Below are 18,184 nucleotides of genomic sequence, written 5' to 3'. Positions count from 1 at the left end.
ACGCCGCGGCTTCAGTTTTTGTCTGACGCGTTTTCTTTACGCGAACCGGGGTCCACTTCGCTCGAAAACGCTACGGCTCCCTGCGAGCAAGGATCAGGCCACCCGCTTGATCGCGTCGCCGAGGATCGAGACGATATCGTCGATATGGCTCTTCTCGACGATCAAGGGAGGCGACAACGCAAAGCTGTCGCCGCTCATGCGCAAATAAAGCCCGCGATTGAAGCAGTCGACCATCACGTCATAGCCGCGCGCGCCGACGCCGTCGCTGCGTGGCGCGACTTCGACCGCGCCCATCAGGCCGCAATTGCGGATGTCGACGACGTTCGGCAGGCCTTTCAGCGAATGCAACCCATCGCGCCAGTATTCCGCCATCGACGCGCCGCGGGTCAAAAGTCCCTCGTCCTTGTAGATGTCGAGCGTCGCAAGGCCGGCGGCGCAGGCGGTCGGATGTGCCGAATAGGTGTAGCCGTGGAACAGCTCGATCGTTCCCTCCGGGCCCGTCATCAGCCCGTCATGGATCTTGCGGCTAGCGAAAACAGCGCCGCAGGGCACGGTGCCGTTGGTGATGCCCTTGGCCGTCGTCATCATGTCAGGCGTGACGCCGAAATAATCCGCTGCGAACGGCGCGCCCAAGCGGCCGAAGCCGGTGATGACCTCGTCGAAGATCAGGAGAATACCGTGCTTGGTACAGAGTTCGCGCAGTCGCTGCAGATAGCCCTTCGGCGGCGGCAGCACCGCCGTCGAGCCCGGCACCGGCTCGACGATGACGGCGGCGATGGTGTCGGCGCCATGCAGCGCCACCATCCGCTCGACATCGTCGGCAAGCTCCGCGCCGTGATCCGGCTGGTCCTTGGCGAAGGCGTTGCGGGCGAGATCATGGGTATGGCGGATGTGATCGACGCCGGGCAGATGGGTCGCAAAGGCGCGGCGATTGGCCACCATGCCGCCGACCGACATGCCGCCGAAGCCGACGCCGTGATAGCCGCGCTCGCGGCCGATCAGGCGGGTGCGCGTCGCCTGCCCGATGGCGCGCTGATAGGCCAGCGCGATCTTCAGCGCGGTGTCGACCGACTCGGAGCCCGAATTGGTGAAGAAGACGCGATCCAGCCCCTTCGGCGCGATCTCGGTCAGCCGCTCGGCGAAATCGAACGCCAGCGGATGGCCCATGTTGAACGACGGCGCGAAGTCGAGGTTCATCAACTGCCGCTCGACGGCGGCGGCGATCTGGCGGCGGCCATGGCCGGCATTGACGCACCAGAGACCAGCGGAGCCGTCGATCACCTTGCGGCCGTCGACCGTGGTGTAGTGCATGCCCTCGGCGGAAGCGAACAGCCGCGGCGTTTTCTTGAACTGCCGGTTGGCCGTAAAGGGCATCCAGAACGAGTCGGTCTGCAGGGTGTTCGGCTTCTGATGAAGGGTCACGGGTAGCTCCTTTGCTGGCAGCTCAAGATACCACCGGGCCACGCTCGGGAAGCCACAACAAGTCCTTTTCTTGAGTTCTGCAACCTATTGATTTTATTGACCCCACCGAGGCATATTTGCTCTATCCGAAACACCTGCAACAGGGATTTTCCGATGAGCGTCGATATCGGTGGGCGACTCCGATTCATTCGGGCCCGGCACAAACTGTCGCAGCGCGAGCTGGCAAAGCGCTCCGGCGTGACCAATTCGACGATCTCGCTGATCGAATCGAACCAGATGAACCCGTCCGTCGGCGCGCTCAAGCGCATCCTCGACGGCCTTCCTATGGGCCTTGCCGAATTCTTCGCGATCGAGCCGGAGCGCCCGCGCAAGGCGTTCTATCGCTCCGACGAACTGACCGAGATCGGCAAGCAGCCGATCTCCTACCGCCAGGTCGGTGACACCATGTTCGGCCGCGCGTTGCAGATCCTGAAAGAGCGCTATGAGCCCGGCAGCGACACCGGCCGGGTGCCGCTGACCCATGACGGCGAGGAAGGCGGCATCGTGGTGAGCGGCCGGCTGGAGGTAACCGTCGACGACGAACGCCGCATTCTCGACCCCGGCGATGCCTATTATTTCGAAAGCCGGAGGCCGCACCGCTTCCGCTGCGTCGGCGGCAAGCCGTGCGAAGTAATCTCGGCCTGCACACCGCCGACGTTCTGAACGGGCCGGTGATAGAAAAATTTGGGGGCAGCATGCGCAAGGTCTGGATCGAAGCGGCGTTGAACGGCTCATGGGGCCGCGTGTTGCAGCCCGGCGTTCCCGATACCGTTGAGACCATCATCGCCGAGGGCGTCGCCTGTGCGCGGGCCGGCGCTACCATCGTTCACGTCCATGCCTATGATGGCGGCGGCCCGCAGACCTACGACTGGGAGGTCTATGCCCGCATCATCGAAGGCATTCGGGGCCAGGTCGATGTGCCGGTCTATCCGTCCTATCCGGCATTCATAACCAGAGGCAGCGACGACGACAGCCCGTTCGCCGACGTCGCGACCCGATTTGCCGGCATCGAAGAGCTTGCCGCACGCGGCCTCCTGGATTTCGCCGTCATCGACCCCGGCAGCGTCAATCTGAGCCTGACAAAAATCACGGCGGACACGCTGCCTGGCGGCACCTACCTGAATCCGGAATCCCAGATCCGGCATGCGCTGAATCTCGCGGCGCGCCACGGCCTGCATACCGATTTTGCGATCTACGAGCCCGGCTTTTTGCGTGCCGGCGCAGCGCTGGCGCGCTTGGCCGGCGTCAAGGCGCCGATCTATCGTCTGATGTTCTGCAATCTGATCGCGGTCGGCCTTCCACCTCAGCAATATGCGCTTGCGGCCTACCATGCGCTACTGGAGGAGGAAGCGCCCGGCGCGCCCTGGATGATCGCGGGCGTCAGCGCCGATCTTCGCCCGCTGTTTGCCGAGACGATCACGCGAGGTGGCCATATTCGCGTCGGCCTCGAGGACGCGCCGCTCGGCACCACCGCGACCAATCTCGAACTGGTCGAAGAGGCCGTGCGAATGGTGCGCGAGCATGGCGCGGAACCTGCCACCCCGGCCGAAATGCGGCAGGCGCTGGCTGCGTGCGGCTAGTTCAGCAATTGCTCAAGCTTGATTAAACGCTTTGGCAATCGCGGCTGAGTCCGTGTACTCTTGAAAGGCTACGATCTGGCCGCCACGGACGGTAAAGACGTGCGCGAAGTCGCTCTCCCAGGTCCGCCCGTTGGCTTTGACCTGCCAGTCGTAGTGACCCAGCACGACAACCTTGTCTGCCTGGGCAATGAATTCGCGTGGCTCGAACGAACGCGGAACCATTAGGCTCGCGAGCGTCGAAAAGAACTCGCCGACCTCGCCGCGCCCCTGTCGCTTGCCGCCTAATGGCACGTTCTCAACCTGCGGCAACTGCCACGTGATGTCCTCTGACATGGATTGTAACAGTGTGGGGATGTCGCCGGCTTTGAACTTTGCATAAGCCTGCTCAACGAGCTGCCGGTTCTCCTGTTCGCTCATCGCACCCTCCTTACATTTTGGGTGAAAACGCGCATTCATAGCTGATCGGTGCAATACCCGGGTGGCGCATTCGGGTTACTCCCGTCAAGATTTGAGTCGAAAAGCGGACAAGCGCGCCTGAATGAAACGCCACGCGCGGGCATCTTTGCCCACTTCGCCAGCGCACTGGAAAGCACCAGTTCGAGTTCCTGCCTGAGATCCTCGAGCGGCGGGGCGCTCCGCGCGGCGCGGCACAACGCGACCGTTCCTTCCGTCGATGCGATGACGAGCGCGACCTCTGCCTCGTCTCAGCGGGCTCCCGCCAAGTCTGGCGCAAGAAGTGGTCCGCTGAGTGATCAAAGGCGACGTCACTGTTCGGTTCGAGCACGCTGTCACTGCGGGCCATGATTAAGGCTATTTCAAAGATGGGCACGAGAACATTCGCCGAGCCCGCGCTGCGCTTGCGCGGGTAGCGAAAAAGCTGAATAGTTTCCTTGGTGTGGCTGCACCCCTGCGGCCGCTTCTTGGAGCTTTCCACATGTCGAAGCTCACCGAGCACGGCGCGTGCCTGTTGTGGAAGCCGGAATTAGTCTGGCTGAATGTCGTTTCCGACGCGATGGTGGCCGGCGCCTTCTTTACGACGGCGTACGTCCTCGCGTTCTTCGTGTGGCGGCGCCACCGTGAGCTCATGTTCCGGGGCGTATTCCTGACGTTCGCGATTTTCGTCGCAGTCTGCGGCGTGACCCGGCTGCTGTCGATCTACACCATATGGATGCCGGCCTATGAAATCGAGGCCCTGGCCAAGGCCTTCCTGGCGCTGATCTCGGTCCCGATCGCGGCAGGCCTGCTGCTCCTGCTGCCGCGGATCCTGGTGCTGCCGACGCGCATTCAGCTTGCGAATGCCTATGCCGCACTCGAGGAGGAAGTCAGGCAACGCCGCGAGGCCGAGGCCATGCTCAAGCGTTTTGAGGAGAAAGAGGCCACCGAATCCAACATCCAGCAAGCGCAGAAGATGGAGGCCATCGGCCAGCTCACCGGTGGCGTCGCGCACGACTTCAACAACATTCTGACCGTGATCACCGGGACCATTGAGATCCTCAGTGATGCTGTCAAGGATCGTCCCCATCTCGTTCAGATCACCAACTTGATTAGCGGAGCCGCGGCAAGGGGGGCCGAGCTGACGAAACATTTGTTGGCGTTCTCCCGTCGACAGCCGCTGCAGCCGCGCAATACCGACGTCAATGCGCTGGTGATCGATGCAGCGGGTCTGCTGCGACCGACGCTCGGCGAGCACATCGAAATTGAATCGATGCTGGCGCACGATTCCGCACCGGCTCTGATCGATCCCAGTCAGCTCTCGACCGCGATTCTGAACCTGGCCCTGAATGCGCGTGACGCCATGCCTGACGGCGGCAAGCTGACGTTGGAAACCAAGAATGTGGCGCTCGATGAGAACTACGCTCGCCTGAATAGCGAGGTTAGACCGGGCAACTATGTCATGATTGCAGTGAGTGACACCGGGAGTGGAATCCCGAGCAACCTGCTCGAGAAGGTATTTGAACCGTTCTTTACTACCAAAGAGGCCGGGAAAGGATCAGGGCTCGGCCTCAGCATGGTGTATGGCTTCGTCAAACAGTCGAATGGACATATCAAGATCTACAGCGAAGAAGGCCACGGCACGACCGTGAAGCTATACCTGCCGCAGGCCACGGGCGGTGGCCCGGAGGAGCCGGCCGGCGAGACCGGCGGATATGCGGGCGAACATGGCGACCAGGCTATCTTGATTGTCGAGGACGACCCGCTGGTCCGCGAATATGTCGTGGCGCAAATCACCCGCTTCGGATTCCGCACGCTCGCCGCCGGCAATGCTGCCGAAGCGCTGGCAATCATCGATGGCCCCGAACGCATTGATCTGCTGTTCACTGACGTAATGCTCCCCGGTGGCGTGAATGGCCGCCAGCTCGCGACCGAGGGGATCAAAAGGCGCCCGGAGCTGAAAGTGCTGTATACGTCCGGTTATGCTGAGAATGCCCTTATTCATCATGGCCGCCTCGATGCTGGCGTGCTGCTGCTGCCGAAGCCCTACGTCAGCGCCGACCTCGCGCGGATGCTTCTAACCGCGCTGGCATCGTGAGTTCTTTTGAATGGACAGCCGTTTCCTTTGAGCAGTGGCGTAGGCGCGTCCAATACCGGACCCGGCATTAAGCGCAAGCCGAGGGCGTCGCCTGCGCGCGTGCCGGCGCCACCGAACCGGCACGATCAATGAGATGGGGTTTAATCAGGAAGGCCCGCATTGCGGAGACCCTTGGCGAAGGTGGCGAAGTCCTCCTCCCGGCGAAACAAATCTCTCAGATTGGCGGCGCGTAAATCGGGATCAAATTCGAGTGCTCGTGATATCGCTCGTTGTGCCAGGTCTAGTCGCCCCGCGACGGCATTGCTCGCTGCGAAAACGCATGTGGCCAGCTGGAAAGTCGGATTGAACCGCAGAGAGCTTTCGGCGCATGACGACGCCTTGTCATACTGGCCTCCAAGAAAATGGGCATAGGCCATGGCCCCGTGTATGGCGTACATGGAAGGATCGAGCGGGCTCAAGCGCATCGCACGCGTAGCGTGCTCGAGTGCCAGGTCCGGCTCACCTCTCCAGACTCTTAACCACGCACTAAGGGCCCAACTTCGCCCCGCGTTAGGATTTACCGCAAGTCCCCGGTCCATGAACGCCGCCGCGTCGTCGAACTCACGACCTACCAAGGCGAGTGCATATCCACCCATGCACAGCGCAATCGGGTCATCTTCCCCCAGCAGCACCGCCTTCCGAGCCAGCCGGACAGCTTCCGCACTTTCTTGAATGCGGTCGTCCATCCAACCACGCGCTTTCCGCCGCACGTAGCACCACGCAGCCATGCCATAAGCGCAGGCCAGACCATGATCGAGTTCGACTGCCTTGGAAAAGAGCCGGAGTGCTTCGACGTTCCCGTCCTTGGTCCACCGACCAGCGCTCGCCAGCCCACGCAGATAATAGTCGTATGCATCCAGATTTTCAGTTGGTTTGCGCTTTGCCCGCTTGATTTCCTCGCGCTGCAGCTTTGGTGCGATTGCACCCACCACGCTGGAAGTCACATGGTCCTGTAGATCAAATACATCCTCGAGCGCACCATCAAAGTGGTCAGCCCACAGATGTGCTCCAGTTTCGGCATCAATGAGCTGCCCCGCGATGCGCAGGCGATTTCCTGCCCTGCGCACGCTGCCTTCGAGTACGTAGCGCACCCCAAGCTCGCGGCCGACCTGCCTCACGTCCACACTTCGGCCTTTGTAGGTGAAGCTCGAATTACGTGCGATCACAAAGAGCCAGTGAAAGCGCGACAGCGCCATCGTGATGTCCTCCACGATGCCATCGGCAAAATACTCCTGCTCTGGATCCAGGCTTAGGTTGACGAAGGGGAGGACGGCGACTGAAGGCCTGGTGGGCAACGTCAGAGGGCCTTTCGGCGGTTCTGCCCAGTTGTCCGGCGCTGCGCCGCTTCGCTCTTCCTGTACTTGCCCGACGAAACGGAAGCCCTTCCGCGCCATTGTCTTGAGGAGGCGCTGCTCTTCGCCGGAATCGCCGATCGCATTCCGGGCGGCGTTCAGGCGGGTCGTCAACGCAGCATCAGATACAATGCGCCCATTCCAAACGGCAGTAATGAGGTCGTCTTTGCTGACGACGCGCTCCCTGTTTCGAATCAAGTAATCGAGCAGGTCAAAAGCCTGCGGTGTGATTGATACCGCATTCACCCCGCGATGCAATTCACGCTTTTCGGTGTCAAGCGTGTAATTCTCGAAGAGATAGCGCAAATTGCCATTCCTTCCGAGGTCACCTCCAAGGCCCTGGAGCACGAAGAATAAGCTGCCGGTAAGGGAAATGTAAGCCACCAGTTAAGCGCGCCGGCGCATCTTGCGGCAACCTTGTCTGATCAAGAAGTCCAGACAGGACACACCGCCATGAGCACGATCCAGGGGTCCACCGAGCTGGGACCGGCAACAGCGAAGCGGCAGTTCTACAGTCCTCTCGAAGCATATTGGAATGCATTTCAGGCGTGGCGCAAACGCGGGAAGCTGCGAACCGAGTTGTGTCGCCTGACGGACAGCGAGCTTGCGGACATTGGTATCACGCGCGGCGAGATTGACTACGTCGCCTCAAACCGCTCAATCTCGTCAGATCCGCTCCGTTGGATGTCTGACATCGGCACTCGAAGGTGAAGCATATCGGCCTACTTCGCCAGTGCGCTCGACAGCACCAGTTCGAGTTCCTGCCTGACGTCGTCGAGCCGCTGGGTGCTGCGCGCGGCGCGGCACATCGCGACCGTTCCCTCCGTCGAAGCGATGACGAGCGCTGCCAGCCGCCGCGGCGGTTTCCTCCTCTCTTATCCGGTAAGGGTCGGTTTCAGCGCGTCACGCTGCTCAATGATGTAATCGAAAAACGCCGCGATCCGCGGCACGCGGCGGATATCGGGATGCGTCAGTAACCGCCAGCTTCGCGTCAATTCCGGAATCGGGCCGAGCACGCGGACCAGATCAGGCTCAGCGTCGCCGAGCGCCGTCGGCAGCGGTCCTATTCCGGCGCCGGATTTCACCGCGGAGACGAGACCAAGCACGCTGTTGTTGCGCACCGGCATCCTGGCGTCGGGCGCTACGTCCTTCAGCCATTTTGCAGCGCGGTGACCAGCCAGCGTCTCGTCGAAGCCGACGATAGAATGCTGCGACAAGTCCTCGACGCGATCGGGCTTGCCGTGACGTTCGACATAGTCTCGGCTGGCATAGACGCCCCAGAACGAGTCCGCGATCTTGCGGCCGATCAGCTCGTCGTCGGTGTCGCCCGAGCGGAAAGCGATGTCGACCTCCCCCTTCGAGAGATCGAGATAGCGGTCGCTGGTGATGAATTCGACGCGCAGATGCGGATAGCGCGCATGAAACCGCTCGATCAGGCCCGACTGTGTCATGCGGATGACGATCGGCTCCGGGCAGGTGACGCGGATCGTGCCCTTCATGTCCTGTTCGACGTCGGCTGCCCGCCGCTGGAAATCCGCGACCGCAGCCTCGATGCGTTCGGCAAAAGGCAACAGCGTGGTGCCGTATTCGGTGAGCCGGTAGCCGCTCACCTGCCGCGTCACCAGCGCCTGCCCGATCCGGCGTTCGAGCTCTTCGAGCCGGCGGTGCACGGTCGACTGGCTGGTGCCGAGCGCCTTGCCGGCGGCAATCGTGCTGCCATGGCGCGCGACGGCGAGAAAGTACTTCAAATCGTTCCAGTCGAACATGCACCCATTATGCACTTTTGGGGCGGGCCCTAGCAATCTTGCGGCTCCCGCGGCACGGCCATGCCGCCCTAAGCTTCTGCATCGAAACCGCGCCGTGATTGGCCAACAAAGGAGCGATACATGCGCAGCCATCTCGTCCCGGGCATCGCCCTGCTCGCCGGCCTCGGCGTCAGCAATCTTGCATTGGCGCAGCAGCACGGCGCGGCAGCACCCAATCTCGCCAAGCCCAATATGGTGCTGCAGCAGGTCGTCGAGGGGTTACCCAAAGACGACAGGCAAACCGTGCGGGTCATGACGGCAACGTTCAAGCCGGGCGACAAGACCGTCTATCACACCCACCGTTTTCCGGTGACGGTCTATGTGCTGGAAGGCACCTTTACCCTCGAGCTCGACGGCCGCCCGCCGCTCACGGTCAAGGCCGGCGAAGCGTTGGTCGAGCCGCCCAAGGTGCCGATGACCGGTTATAACCGCAGCGCCACCGAGCCGACCAAGGTCGTCATCTTCTATGTCAGCGCCAACGACACGCCATTTCTCGACCTGCACTCGCACTAGGCGGCCTGCCATAGCGGCGGCAGCCGTCGCCTGGAACAGGCCCTGCAACAGAGCTAACGGCGAAAATCGATACTCCGCACGATGATGCCGGGCGGCGTCCCCTCGAACTCCCGGGCGTCAAACTTGCGCGACGCGCATTGCTCGATCCGGTCGCGCAATCGAAGGAATTGCTCCTCGCGCCGCTCCGGCGCCGTCCGCGGCACATGTTCCAGATCGTCCATCGCCGAAGCGCTGACGGCACAGGGTATTTCCTTCGGCCCGTCCATCATGGAGAATAGCAGCACCATCCGGTCTATTTCATAACCGCGGATACTGCCGCGCGCGAGCGTCATCGGTCGTCCTCCCGGAGAGAAACGGTGGTCCCATCGGCTTGTTCCTGGTGTCCCCGCATGATTTTCGCTCAATCGCATTATCTGTCGCGACGTAGCGCGGTATCCGAACCCGGATCGGCCTGGCTGCGTACCTCGATTAAATCGGCGGTCTGGGCCCACGATGCATGCGGTATCCTCACTTCCGCCGCGCCGTGATAGACTGGTTCAGCGCACTGCCGGTTCATCGCGAACCATCGGGAGCCCCCTCATGCGAGCTGTCGTCCTGCTTCTTGCCTGCCTGCTAGCCTTCCTCGCCCCCGCCAGGGCCGACGACGTCGCCGCCGCGCAAAACGTGATCCGCGCCCAGGAGCAGGCATTCGCCAGCGACGATGCCGCAGCGGCCTATTCCCATGCCGCGCCCGAGATCAAGCAGCTCTTTCCGCAGGCCGATATCTTCATGCAGATGGTCCGCCAGGGCTACGCGCCGGTCTATCGCCACAAGAGCTTTGAATTCGGCGAAGCGCGCTCAGCCGGCGGCCGCATCGCCCAGCGCGTCCACATCGTCGACGACAATGGCGAAGCCTGGGAGGCGATGTACACGCTGGAGCAGCAGAGCGACGGCAGCCTGAAGATCACGGGATGTTCGCTGCTGAAGGCGGGACAGGCGGTCTAGTCTCCCGCAGCGTCGGCTAGAAGAAATCGCCGAGGAAATCCGCAGCCTGGTCCGAGATGCCGACGATCTTGTTCGTTGCCTGGCGATAGAATTTGAAATTGAGTTCGCTCTCGGGTTGGCCGTCATTCCAGTCGGTGAAGCCTCTGAGTTCGCTCCGCCCCAGCGGCCGCTTCGCAAGCGCCGTGCGTTTGATGGCGACGCTCACACGCGGCGTTTGCCTCGCGACGCCACGCTTCTTCGCAACCGCTTCGGCGGAGGTGACGACGCCGCGCGCGATGAGGCCTTGCCCGCCCTCGTTCTCGCTCGCAAACACGAATATCGTGTCGCCCTCGGCGATCTGTTTGCCGCCATACATCGTCTTCTGCGCGATCAGCGAGAACGCTTTCGCGCGCGGATCGGAGATTTCGGCCTTGATCGCAAACGCCATGGTGCCGCTGCCGCGCCAAAGTTCCTGGATCGATCCTCAAGCCATCGCCAGCCGCTGACGCGCGCGCAGCAACAGCAGCAGCATGATCGCAATGTTGAGCGCATTCCACGCCAGCCCGTTGGCGAACGCCGCCATGTAGGAGCCTGTCGCGTCGAAGATCGCGCCCGAGACCCAGCCGCCGAACGACATGCCGAACACGGAGGCGAAGATCACGATGCCCACCCGTGTCGCGGCTTCCGAGGCCGGCATCGCCTCGCGCACGATGATGGCGTAGCTCGGCACGATGCCGCCCTGGAACAGGCCGAACATCGCGGAAATGACATAGAGCGAGGTCAGGCCGTCGAAGAACAGATAGAACAACAGCGCCGTGCCCTGCGCCACCGAGCCGATCAGCAGCGTGCGGATGCCGCCGATCTTGTCGGCAAGAAATCCGCTTCCGATCCGGCTGATGATGCCGAAGCCGAGCATCAGCGACAGCATCTCGGCACCGCGCGCCACGCCATAACCGAGATCGCTGCAATAGGCGACGATATGCACCTGCGGCATCGACATCGCGACGCAGCAGGCAATCGCGGCGAGCGACAGGATCGCCGTCAGCGCATTGGTGGAAATTCGCAGATCCATGCGCGGCGGGGCGGCGTTCTCGTGGTCGCGCTGGCCGCCCGCCCCCATCAGCATACGAAGGCCGATCAGCGCCAGCGTCATCGCCACCGCGGTGAAGATACCGAGCGCGATGTGGGTGGTGCGCCAGCCCAGTTGCTCGATGCCGAGATTCACCAGCGGCGGCCAGATCGCGCCGCCGATGTAATTGCCGCTGGCAGCGACGGCGACCGCGAGCCCGCGGTAGCGGTCGAACCAGTGGGAAGCCTCCGCCATCAGCGGGCCGAAAGTGGCCGACGACGACAGCCCGATCGCGAAATGCACCAGAATGAAATGCCAGATCGAGGTCGACATGCCCGCGACGATATAGCCGAGCCCCAAAATGCCGATACCGAGCCCGATCGCGGTGACGATGCCGTAACGGTCGGTGATCTTGCCGGTCAATACCGCGCCGGAGCCGAAGCCGAGCATGATCATCGTAAAGGCGAGCGAAGCGGTGCCGCGGCTCGCGCCGAAATCGAGTTGCACCACCGGCAGCGCGACCACCACCGACCACATGCCGACGCTACCGAGCGAGCCGATCAAGACGGCAACGGCAAGCCGGGTCCACGCCCGGCGCGAATCGGGAACGAACAGGTCGGACTCTCTGGAGATCTCAGAAGAAATTACCACGGCAACGCAACTTCGGAGGCAATTCGCCTAACGTCAAGCCACATTGCCGCTATGTTGGGCATGCAGATGTGATGGGGCAGCAGCCCTCCAATGGCTTGGCTGAACCGGCGAGCAGCATTAGGGTACCGAAATGTTCGTTCGCTTGACGAGGCCGATGCGCGCCAAAGCGGGGTGGTTTGCCGCCCTGCTCTACCTGTTTTGCGTGCTCGCGCCAGGCGCATCGCTGGCCCTCGGCGACGCCGCGTCGTGCCTCATGCACCAGTCCGGGACGGGGGCCGTCCACGGGCATGAGGGTGTTGAGCCGGAGCATGCCGCCGCGTATCAGCATCATGAGATGCAGGCGGATCAGCATGCGATGCAACACGCCGATGCCGGTCACGCCATGCCCGAACCGGCCAAACATGAGCATGACGGCAAGGGCGCCATGAGCCCGTGCTGTGCCATGCTCTGCGTCTCCGCGATCGCGGCCGATCTGCCCGCCATCGCAAAACCCTCGCAGCCGATGTCGACCTGCGTCTCCGAGAGTTTCCAGCGCCTGCCAGGCAAGGCGCCCCCTCTACTCTACCGTCCTCCCATCGCCTGATCTCTGACGTAACGAGGTGGGCCGCCGCGCGATTGAAGCGCGCGCATGCCCGCGGCGCATCGCGAGATCATGGATTCAGCCTGGCGGGCCGCACATCGCGGCGGCGCTTCGCTGAGGAACGAAGAGGAAAGAAACAGAGATGAAGAATATCACAATGGTCGGCCTCGTGCTGATCGGCCTTTCGGCATGGCCGCTACTGGCGTTCAGCCACGACAAGCACACCCACAAAACCTATTCGGCAGGCGAGCCCGGCGATCCCAAAAGAACCTCGCGCACCATCGAGGTCAAAATGAGCGAGATGGCCTACACGCCGCCAAGTATCGAGGTGGAGCGTGGCGAGCAGATTCGCTTCGTGATCCGCAACGTCGGCGAGGACGACCACGAATTTTTGCTCGCCACCACGGAAGAAAACCTCAACCACGCTGACGACATGAAGAAGCATCCGCATATGGAGCACGACGATCCGAACGCCGTGCGGCTCAAGCCGAACAAGTCGGCCGAGATCGTCTGGAAGTTCACCAAATCAGGCACGTTCGAATATTCGTGCCTGATCCCCGGCCACCGCGAGAGTGGCATGATCGGCAAGGTGACGGTGAAGTGAGTGAAAACGAGCCCAGAGAGATGATGATGATGAAGAAGACGATGCAGACTTTGGCCGTCGCCATATTCGCTGCGCTCTCGTTGCCGCCCGCAGCCTACGCGCAGGCCGAAGCTGTCCAGGGCGAAGTCAGGAAGATCGACGAGGCCGCCGGCAAGATCACGCTCAAGCACGGCCCGATCAAGAGCCTCGGCATGGACATGGGCATGACCATGGCTTTCCGCGTCAAGGACCCCGCGATACTGAAAGAGGTGCAGGTCGGCGACAAGGTGGAGTTCGAGGCGGAGCAAGCCGGCTCGGCCTATACGGTCACCAAGATCCAGAAGAGCAAGTGAGCGCTCCTCGACATCGCGACGCAACTCCGTAGGATGGGTAGAGCGCAAGCGAAACCCATCCGCCGCTTGCCCGAACGACGGCGCAGCCGAGAAACCAACGAACGAGATGCCCGTGCGACGAATTGACGACCAGGTTTTCCGGCTGCTGCTGCTTGCCGTCACCCTCGCCTTTGCCTGGGTTCTGCAGCCGTTCTACGGCGCCATCCTCTGGGCGATCATCGTCGCCGTCATCTTTGCGCCGGTCAACCGCGCGCTGCTGCGCTCGATGCCCGGCCGGCCGAACCTCGCGGCGGTGGTGACGGTCCTGCTCACCATCGCCATCGTGATCCTGCCGCTCGCCATCGTCGCGACCTCGCTGGTCCAGGAAGCAACCTCCCTGTTCGGCAAAATCCAGTCCGGTGAATATGATCTTGCGAGCTACATCCAGCGCATCTTCGATGCGCTGCCGGCCTGGGCGGTGGGCTTTCTGGAGCGGTTCAACCTGACCAACCTCTCGGGGCTTCGCGAGACCTTGTCGTCCGGCCTGATGAAGGGCGGCCAGATCCTGGCGCCGCAAGCGCTCAGCATCGGCGTGAACACGTTCGAGTTCATGATCGGCCTCGGCATCATGCTGTACCTGCTGTTCTTCCTGACGCGGGACGGCAAGGCGCTGGCGGAACGGATCAAGGAAGCCGTTCCGCTCGGCGCCGACCACAAGGCCGCATTGTTCAGCCGCTTTGCCGACGTCGTCCGCGCCACCGTCAAGGGCGGCATTCTGGTCGCGATGGCGCAAGGCGCGCTCGGCGGGCTGGCGTTCTGGTTTCTCGGCGTTCACGCCGCGCTGTTGTGGGCCGTGCTGATGGCGTTCTTGTCGCTGGTGCCGGCCGTCGGCGCCGGCCTGGTCTGGGTCCCCGTCGCCATCTACTTCCTCGCCACCGGCGCGATCTGGCAGGGCCTCGGCCTGATCGCCTATGGCGTACTCGTTATCGGCCTCGTCGACAATGTGCTGCGCCCGTTCCTGGTCGGCAAGGACACCAAGCTGCCGGACTACGTGGTGCTGATCTCGACGCTCGGCGGCATCGAAGTCTTCGGCCTCAACGGTTTTGTCATCGGCCCGCTGATCGCGGCGATCTTCATGGTGAGCTGGGAGATCTTTTCGGCGTCGCGGCGGGGCGCCTAGCATCCGCGGGTGGTTGCATTCCTTACCCCAATTCAAAGCTGGTAACGCCGAACACCCGCTCTAGCCGCAGCGGCGGAATCGCGCCCGTGTACATCCGCGCCGTCTCGAACACCGGCGCGAGCCCAATTCCTTCCGCCAGCGCGACCGCCTCGCGGTTGATGCCGGGTACATCCAGAAAAATCTCACCGCCGTTCACTTTTGCAAGCAAGGCGGACAGTATCGTCTCCGCCGTCGCGCGATCGTCGGCAACCAGCGGCCCGATCTTAAAACCCTTCCGGCACGGACGGATCACACCCCATCCCTTAAGCCCGCCATCGCGCACCACTGCACAACCGACATGCCCGGGCGAGGCGATCCAGGCGCGCAAAAACGCTGGCCGCGGCGCCGGAAACACCGTCGCATCATCCGCCTCGATCGCCGCCATCGGAACGTCGCTCAGCGCAATCACCCCGGCCCGCGACGTATCCGGCACAGTCACCACGCCGCCATAGCGAATGTTGGCGTAAGCGAGCTGAAAGCCGGATTTTTTGTAATTGTTCTGCTGCGCCACCACGCCGTCCAGCCCGATCACGCGCGCGCCGGCATGCGCGATCGCCGCATTCCATATCCGCATCCCGTAGCCGTTGCCGCGCAGATCCGCGCGCACGATGTAAAAGCCGAGAAAGGCAAAGCGCGCATCGTAATTGACGCAGGAAACGGTCGCGACAGGCGCGCCGTCGAGTTCGCCGATGAAGAATCCTTCGGGATCGACGGACGCAAAGCAGGCATCGTCGGCGAGCCCCGGATTCCAGCCCTCGGCTGCGGCCCAGTCTATGGCGAGGGAGATTTCGTCAGGCTGCATGGTTCGGATGGCGAAGGCGCTCATTGGCGGGTGATCCTGTGTGTGCGTGTCTTCAGCCGTCATTGCGAGCCAACGGGTCGCGCGAACGCGCGCCCGATGACAGGCTCCGCGAAGCAATCCATTGAGCCGCAAGGAAGTATGGATTGCTTCGTCGCTTCGCTCCCTTGCGCAAACGCTTCGCGTTTGTCGCAGGCAATGACGGAGCCATCTACCGAATTTGCAAACACGACAATTGCGAAACTGCGCACTTGGTCGCGCTGCGCTTGTTCCTCAACTCACGATGCAAATGTATGTGTGCAGTCCAGAAATGGCACACTTATTCGCGCAAAATATCATTGCGCCCTGCGTTTTGTTTAGCGAAAATTAACCGTGCTGGCTGGCGCGGCTTGAGTAGTTGGAGGCTTCACACATGTACCGATCATCGCTCGCGCTGGCCTTTGCTGCCCTGTGCTCCGCGCCCGCCGCGGCCAGCGACCTCTCATCCGTCTACGTGGCGCCGGGCGGAGTTTATGCGCCCTCCTCGAACGTCTATGTGCGCCCGGGGGCGGCCTATCGGCAATCGCCTTACGCAGAACCCGGTTACGGCTATCGCTCCTACGAAGCGCCTCCCCCTGCCTTCCGCGCCCCGGCAGCGGTCTATGGCGAATACGGCTACCCCGCGCAGCCGGTCTATGTGGACCGAGCGCCCGCCTATCCCGAGCGCTACTACGCTAAGGAGCGTTACTACGCGCAGGACAATGACTACGCGGTCGAATACGCGCCGCGGCCGCCGCTGCCCGTACCCTACCGCGCGCGAGCGCGGTGCGACGACGGCTATGGCAGGTGGTCGTACTGCGACTAGGCTGACGGCTCACACGGGTTCGTTGCCGCTCGGGCGGGGCGTCGGTCGGAATTCGACCGACGCCCGCCTCCCGGGACCTTCGGCCGCTTTGCCGCTTTTTCCCAAAACTTATCATTTGTGAAGCAAAAGGCCCACCGCAGGTGTACTCTCCGAGAACGAGCGAATCGAAATAATACTTGGCAATTGATTGTAAACCTGGAGGCCGCGGGATCATAAGATCGGGCGGCCTTTCGCTGGGTTGATGAGCATGACACATCACGATGTCCCCTTCGTGGTCTCGCTAATCTGGCTGACAGCACTCAGCAGTGGATTGGTCCTACTGCTTTTTGAGTGAATATGGCCTGAGGAAGCTGCCAGGCACCACGGCGCGTTTGCGCCAACGACGCGGGCCGCCAGAGCTTTATTGTCGGCGCTTGCGTGGCGCGCCACTGCTTCAAATCCTTCATCGAAGGCGGCGTCGTTCAAACGTGTCCCGTAAAATTGCGGTAACCTTGCGATCCAGGACGTCAAGACGGCTACGGAGCTCCGATTGTTCGTCCGATATGACGCGCTTGACGGTGACTTCGACGATAACAGACAATACGTAACAGACGAATGCTGCCGCCAGAATCGAAGAGACCAGCGGTCGAAAGTCGGGAGTCACATTCCAAAAAACAAGACCTACGACGAGGGCCGCTATCCAGATGACGGCCTTGAAAAATGTTTTCATTTAAAGTGCTCCGGCAGAAGCCCGTGCCGTCCACTTCCGATTGCCCTGCCTCCAACAGGGCGAGGCAGCACACGAACAATCGATTTTCAGGGCACGAGTTCCCGTAACTAAGGCGACGCTCCGCTGGAACAATTTGGGCCAGGGCCGACAGAAGCGACCGAGGTAGCGCGCTTGCACGCGCAACCATTTCTGGATGCGGTTCTTGCAGCGCGCAGTCACCATCCCCAACAATCCTTGCGGGCTCGCGCAAATCAGTGTCCGCCGTAGCTCGCTGGAGCGAACGTGGAAGCGAGACCCATCGCTTGTCTGCGCTTCGCCCTTCCCCCTGCTGAAGCCTACAAGGTACGGATATGCCAGCAGGGGTCGAATTGCTGGCCGAGGGCCGTGCGTAGGATGGGTCGAGCGTGGCGAAACCCATCACGCATCTGGCGCACGTGATTGATGTGTATCGCTACGCCCACCCATCCTGCATGCTGCAGCCTGACCGACCCACAGATCCTGCGGACATGCCCGCGACGCCGCCGGACTTCATCATCGAGAAGTCGCGCGCGTGTTGGTGAGAGCAACAGCTACAATTGCCGCTCTGCTCAAGCGGCGGGCCTGACGGGTTGCGATGGACTGCCTTTTTGTTGCTCGGTCTCGAGCGCCTTGGCTTGCGCGCGACATTCGACTGCGAATGCCTGAAGCCGGTCGGCAGTGAGCATATCGATAATGGCTTTCGAGACCCTCTCGGCGCGGGTTGCTTGCTGCAGCAGGTGTTCGAGCTTACTCATGACACAGCCCTCAATTTTCCGAAAAAGATTTGAGGTGAATTGTTCGGTCGGGCGATGCCCCATTCTTGCCGAACAGCCGGCAAGTTCTGTGAACTGGCTCACGCCGCCACATCACAATTCGATCAAATGGCGTCCGCTGACGGTATTCCGCGGGATGTTTTCGCGAGCACAGGCCCGTTTCATTGCCTTCGAACAGGATGCGCCGTGCGGTGCCTTCGAGATCGTCGCACTGGCCCTATAAGCGTCCTAATAAGGGCGCCTCCGCTAAATTATTATGCAAATCAATTACTTACCTGACCAGAGAAATTGTTGGGCTTCAGCAACGCTGAAACAAAAATTGATGGAACTCTGAAGAAAAACGGGGAAAAACCCAAATGCAGTC

General features: G+C 62.0%; 23 protein-coding genes. 12 read left to right on the top strand and 11 right to left on the bottom strand.

Annotation, left to right across the window (positions count from 1 at the left end; translation table 11 throughout):
- Positions 1 to 93: 93 nt before the first annotated feature.
- Positions 94 to 1,422: an aspartate aminotransferase family protein gene (locus tag ACH79_RS17685; RefSeq protein WP_161852132.1), complete on the bottom strand. Its 1,329-nt coding sequence runs from the start codon at positions 1,420 to 1,422 to the stop codon at positions 94 to 96.
- A gap of 153 nt (positions 1,423 to 1,575) precedes the next feature.
- Here ACH79_RS17685 and ACH79_RS17680 point away from each other — a divergent pair, with 153 nt between their 5' ends.
- Both ACH79_RS17680 and ACH79_RS17675 read left to right on the top strand, forming a co-directional pair.
- Positions 1,576 to 2,124, top strand: coding sequence for a cupin domain-containing protein (locus ACH79_RS17680; RefSeq protein ID WP_161852131.1), 549 nt, complete (start codon positions 1,576 to 1,578; stop codon positions 2,122 to 2,124).
- 32 nt (positions 2,125 to 2,156) lie between these two features.
- Complete coding sequence (locus ACH79_RS17675) at positions 2,157 to 3,041, top strand: 3-keto-5-aminohexanoate cleavage protein (protein ID WP_161852130.1); 885 nt, start codon at positions 2,157 to 2,159, stop codon at positions 3,039 to 3,041.
- A gap of 12 nt (positions 3,042 to 3,053) precedes the next feature.
- On the opposite strand, the gene ACH79_RS17670 is transcribed toward ACH79_RS17675, so the two are convergent.
- The gene (locus ACH79_RS17670) at positions 3,054 to 3,458 is read right to left on the bottom strand and encodes a nuclear transport factor 2 family protein (protein WP_161852129.1); all 405 of its coding nucleotides are present in this window, start codon (positions 3,456 to 3,458) and stop codon (positions 3,054 to 3,056) included.
- 517 nt (positions 3,459 to 3,975) lie between these two features.
- Between ACH79_RS17670 and ACH79_RS17665 the strand changes: the two genes are divergently transcribed.
- Positions 3,976 to 5,571: an ATP-binding protein gene (locus tag ACH79_RS17665; protein ID WP_161852128.1), complete on the top strand. Its 1,596-nt coding sequence runs from the start codon at positions 3,976 to 3,978 to the stop codon at positions 5,569 to 5,571.
- 140 nt (positions 5,572 to 5,711) lie between these two features.
- Here ACH79_RS17665 and ACH79_RS17660 read toward each other — a convergent pair whose 3' ends face one another.
- A complete protein-coding gene (locus ACH79_RS17660) occupies positions 5,712 to 7,268 on the bottom strand; it encodes a winged helix-turn-helix domain-containing protein (protein WP_161852127.1) in 1,557 nt (518 codons plus the stop codon).
- Positions 7,269 to 7,415: 147 nt separating this feature from the next.
- Here ACH79_RS17660 and ACH79_RS45130 point away from each other — a divergent pair, with 147 nt between their 5' ends.
- Positions 7,416 to 7,673 (top strand): DUF1127 domain-containing protein, encoded by a 258-nt coding sequence (locus ACH79_RS45130; protein ID WP_161852126.1) that lies wholly within the window; start codon positions 7,416 to 7,418, stop codon positions 7,671 to 7,673.
- Positions 7,674 to 7,684: 11 nt separating this feature from the next.
- Here the strand turns inward: ACH79_RS45130 and ACH79_RS45125 are convergent, their stop codons facing one another.
- The gene (locus ACH79_RS45125) at positions 7,685 to 7,798 is read right to left on the bottom strand and encodes a hypothetical protein (RefSeq protein WP_371419461.1); all 114 of its coding nucleotides are present in this window, start codon (positions 7,796 to 7,798) and stop codon (positions 7,685 to 7,687) included.
- A 39-nt stretch (positions 7,799 to 7,837) separates the two neighbouring features.
- Positions 7,838 to 8,728 carry a LysR family transcriptional regulator gene (locus ACH79_RS17650; protein WP_161852125.1) on the bottom strand — a complete coding sequence of 297 codons (891 nt, stop codon included), beginning with the start codon at positions 8,726 to 8,728 and terminating at the stop codon, positions 7,838 to 7,840.
- Positions 8,729 to 8,848: 120 nt separating this feature from the next.
- Here ACH79_RS17650 and ACH79_RS17645 point away from each other — a divergent pair, with 120 nt between their 5' ends.
- Positions 8,849 to 9,280: a cupin domain-containing protein gene (locus tag ACH79_RS17645; protein ID WP_161852124.1), complete on the top strand. Its 432-nt coding sequence runs from the start codon at positions 8,849 to 8,851 to the stop codon at positions 9,278 to 9,280.
- A 53-nt stretch (positions 9,281 to 9,333) separates the two neighbouring features.
- Here ACH79_RS17645 and ACH79_RS17640 read toward each other — a convergent pair whose 3' ends face one another.
- Positions 9,334 to 9,612, bottom strand: coding sequence for a DUF1488 family protein (locus tag ACH79_RS17640; RefSeq protein WP_161852123.1), 279 nt, complete (start codon positions 9,610 to 9,612; stop codon positions 9,334 to 9,336).
- 247 nt (positions 9,613 to 9,859) lie between these two features.
- Here ACH79_RS17640 and ACH79_RS17635 point away from each other — a divergent pair, with 247 nt between their 5' ends.
- The gene (locus tag ACH79_RS17635) at positions 9,860 to 10,264 is read left to right on the top strand and encodes a DUF4864 domain-containing protein (RefSeq protein WP_161852122.1); all 405 of its coding nucleotides are present in this window, start codon (positions 9,860 to 9,862) and stop codon (positions 10,262 to 10,264) included.
- A 16-nt stretch (positions 10,265 to 10,280) separates the two neighbouring features.
- Here the strand turns inward: ACH79_RS17635 and ACH79_RS17630 are convergent, their stop codons facing one another.
- Positions 10,281 to 10,691, bottom strand: a complete 411-nt coding sequence (locus tag ACH79_RS17630) for a hypothetical protein (protein ID WP_161852121.1) — start codon at positions 10,689 to 10,691, stop codon at positions 10,281 to 10,283.
- A 36-nt stretch (positions 10,692 to 10,727) separates the two neighbouring features.
- Positions 10,728 to 11,963: an MFS transporter gene (locus tag ACH79_RS17625; RefSeq protein WP_161852120.1), complete on the bottom strand. Its 1,236-nt coding sequence runs from the start codon at positions 11,961 to 11,963 to the stop codon at positions 10,728 to 10,730.
- Positions 11,964 to 12,117: 154 nt separating this feature from the next.
- Here ACH79_RS17625 and ACH79_RS17620 point away from each other — a divergent pair, with 154 nt between their 5' ends.
- The 4 genes from ACH79_RS17620 to ACH79_RS17605 all read left to right on the top strand — a co-directional run bounded on the left by ACH79_RS17620 (position 12,118) and on the right by ACH79_RS17605 (position 14,638).
- Entirely contained in the window at positions 12,118 to 12,546 is a 429-nt protein-coding gene (locus ACH79_RS17620; RefSeq protein ID WP_246738581.1) for a hypothetical protein, read from the top strand.
- A 139-nt stretch (positions 12,547 to 12,685) separates the two neighbouring features.
- Positions 12,686 to 13,147 (top strand): plastocyanin/azurin family copper-binding protein, encoded by a 462-nt coding sequence (locus tag ACH79_RS17615; RefSeq protein WP_161852118.1) that lies wholly within the window; start codon positions 12,686 to 12,688, stop codon positions 13,145 to 13,147.
- A gap of 29 nt (positions 13,148 to 13,176) precedes the next feature.
- On the top strand, positions 13,177 to 13,479 hold the full coding sequence (locus tag ACH79_RS17610; protein WP_161856419.1) for a copper-binding protein: 303 nt from the start codon (positions 13,177 to 13,179) through the stop codon (positions 13,477 to 13,479).
- Between the two features lie 112 nt (positions 13,480 to 13,591).
- Positions 13,592 to 14,638, top strand: a complete 1,047-nt coding sequence (locus ACH79_RS17605) for an AI-2E family transporter (RefSeq protein WP_161852117.1) — start codon at positions 13,592 to 13,594, stop codon at positions 14,636 to 14,638.
- A gap of 22 nt (positions 14,639 to 14,660) precedes the next feature.
- On the opposite strand, the gene ACH79_RS17600 is transcribed toward ACH79_RS17605, so the two are convergent.
- Complete coding sequence (locus ACH79_RS17600) at positions 14,661 to 15,503, bottom strand: GNAT family N-acetyltransferase (RefSeq protein WP_161852116.1); 843 nt, start codon at positions 15,501 to 15,503, stop codon at positions 14,661 to 14,663.
- A gap of 385 nt (positions 15,504 to 15,888) precedes the next feature.
- Here ACH79_RS17600 and ACH79_RS17595 point away from each other — a divergent pair, with 385 nt between their 5' ends.
- Positions 15,889 to 16,320, top strand: a complete 432-nt coding sequence (locus tag ACH79_RS17595; RefSeq protein ID WP_161852115.1) for a hypothetical protein — start codon at positions 15,889 to 15,891, stop codon at positions 16,318 to 16,320.
- A gap of 442 nt (positions 16,321 to 16,762) precedes the next feature.
- On the opposite strand, the gene ACH79_RS17590 is transcribed toward ACH79_RS17595, so the two are convergent.
- Positions 16,763 to 17,029: a hypothetical protein gene (locus ACH79_RS17590; protein WP_161852114.1), complete on the bottom strand. Its 267-nt coding sequence runs from the start codon at positions 17,027 to 17,029 to the stop codon at positions 16,763 to 16,765.
- A 404-nt stretch (positions 17,030 to 17,433) separates the two neighbouring features.
- On the opposite strand from ACH79_RS17590, the gene ACH79_RS17585 reads away from it, so the two are divergent.
- Positions 17,434 to 17,589, top strand: coding sequence for a hypothetical protein (locus ACH79_RS17585; RefSeq protein WP_161852113.1), 156 nt, complete (start codon positions 17,434 to 17,436; stop codon positions 17,587 to 17,589).
- 27 nt (positions 17,590 to 17,616) lie between these two features.
- On the opposite strand, the gene ACH79_RS43995 is transcribed toward ACH79_RS17585, so the two are convergent.
- On the bottom strand, positions 17,617 to 17,904 hold the full coding sequence (locus ACH79_RS43995) for a hypothetical protein (RefSeq protein WP_246738580.1): 288 nt from the start codon (positions 17,902 to 17,904) through the stop codon (positions 17,617 to 17,619).
- Between the last annotated feature and the right edge of the window lie 280 nt (positions 17,905 to 18,184).

It is taken from the genome of Bradyrhizobium sp. CCBAU 051011, assembly GCF_009930815.1.
GTDB lineage: Bacteria > Pseudomonadota > Alphaproteobacteria > Rhizobiales > Xanthobacteraceae > Bradyrhizobium.
The sequence above is the reverse complement of the archived record's forward strand: the minus strand, read 5'-3'. Positions and strand labels throughout refer to the sequence as shown.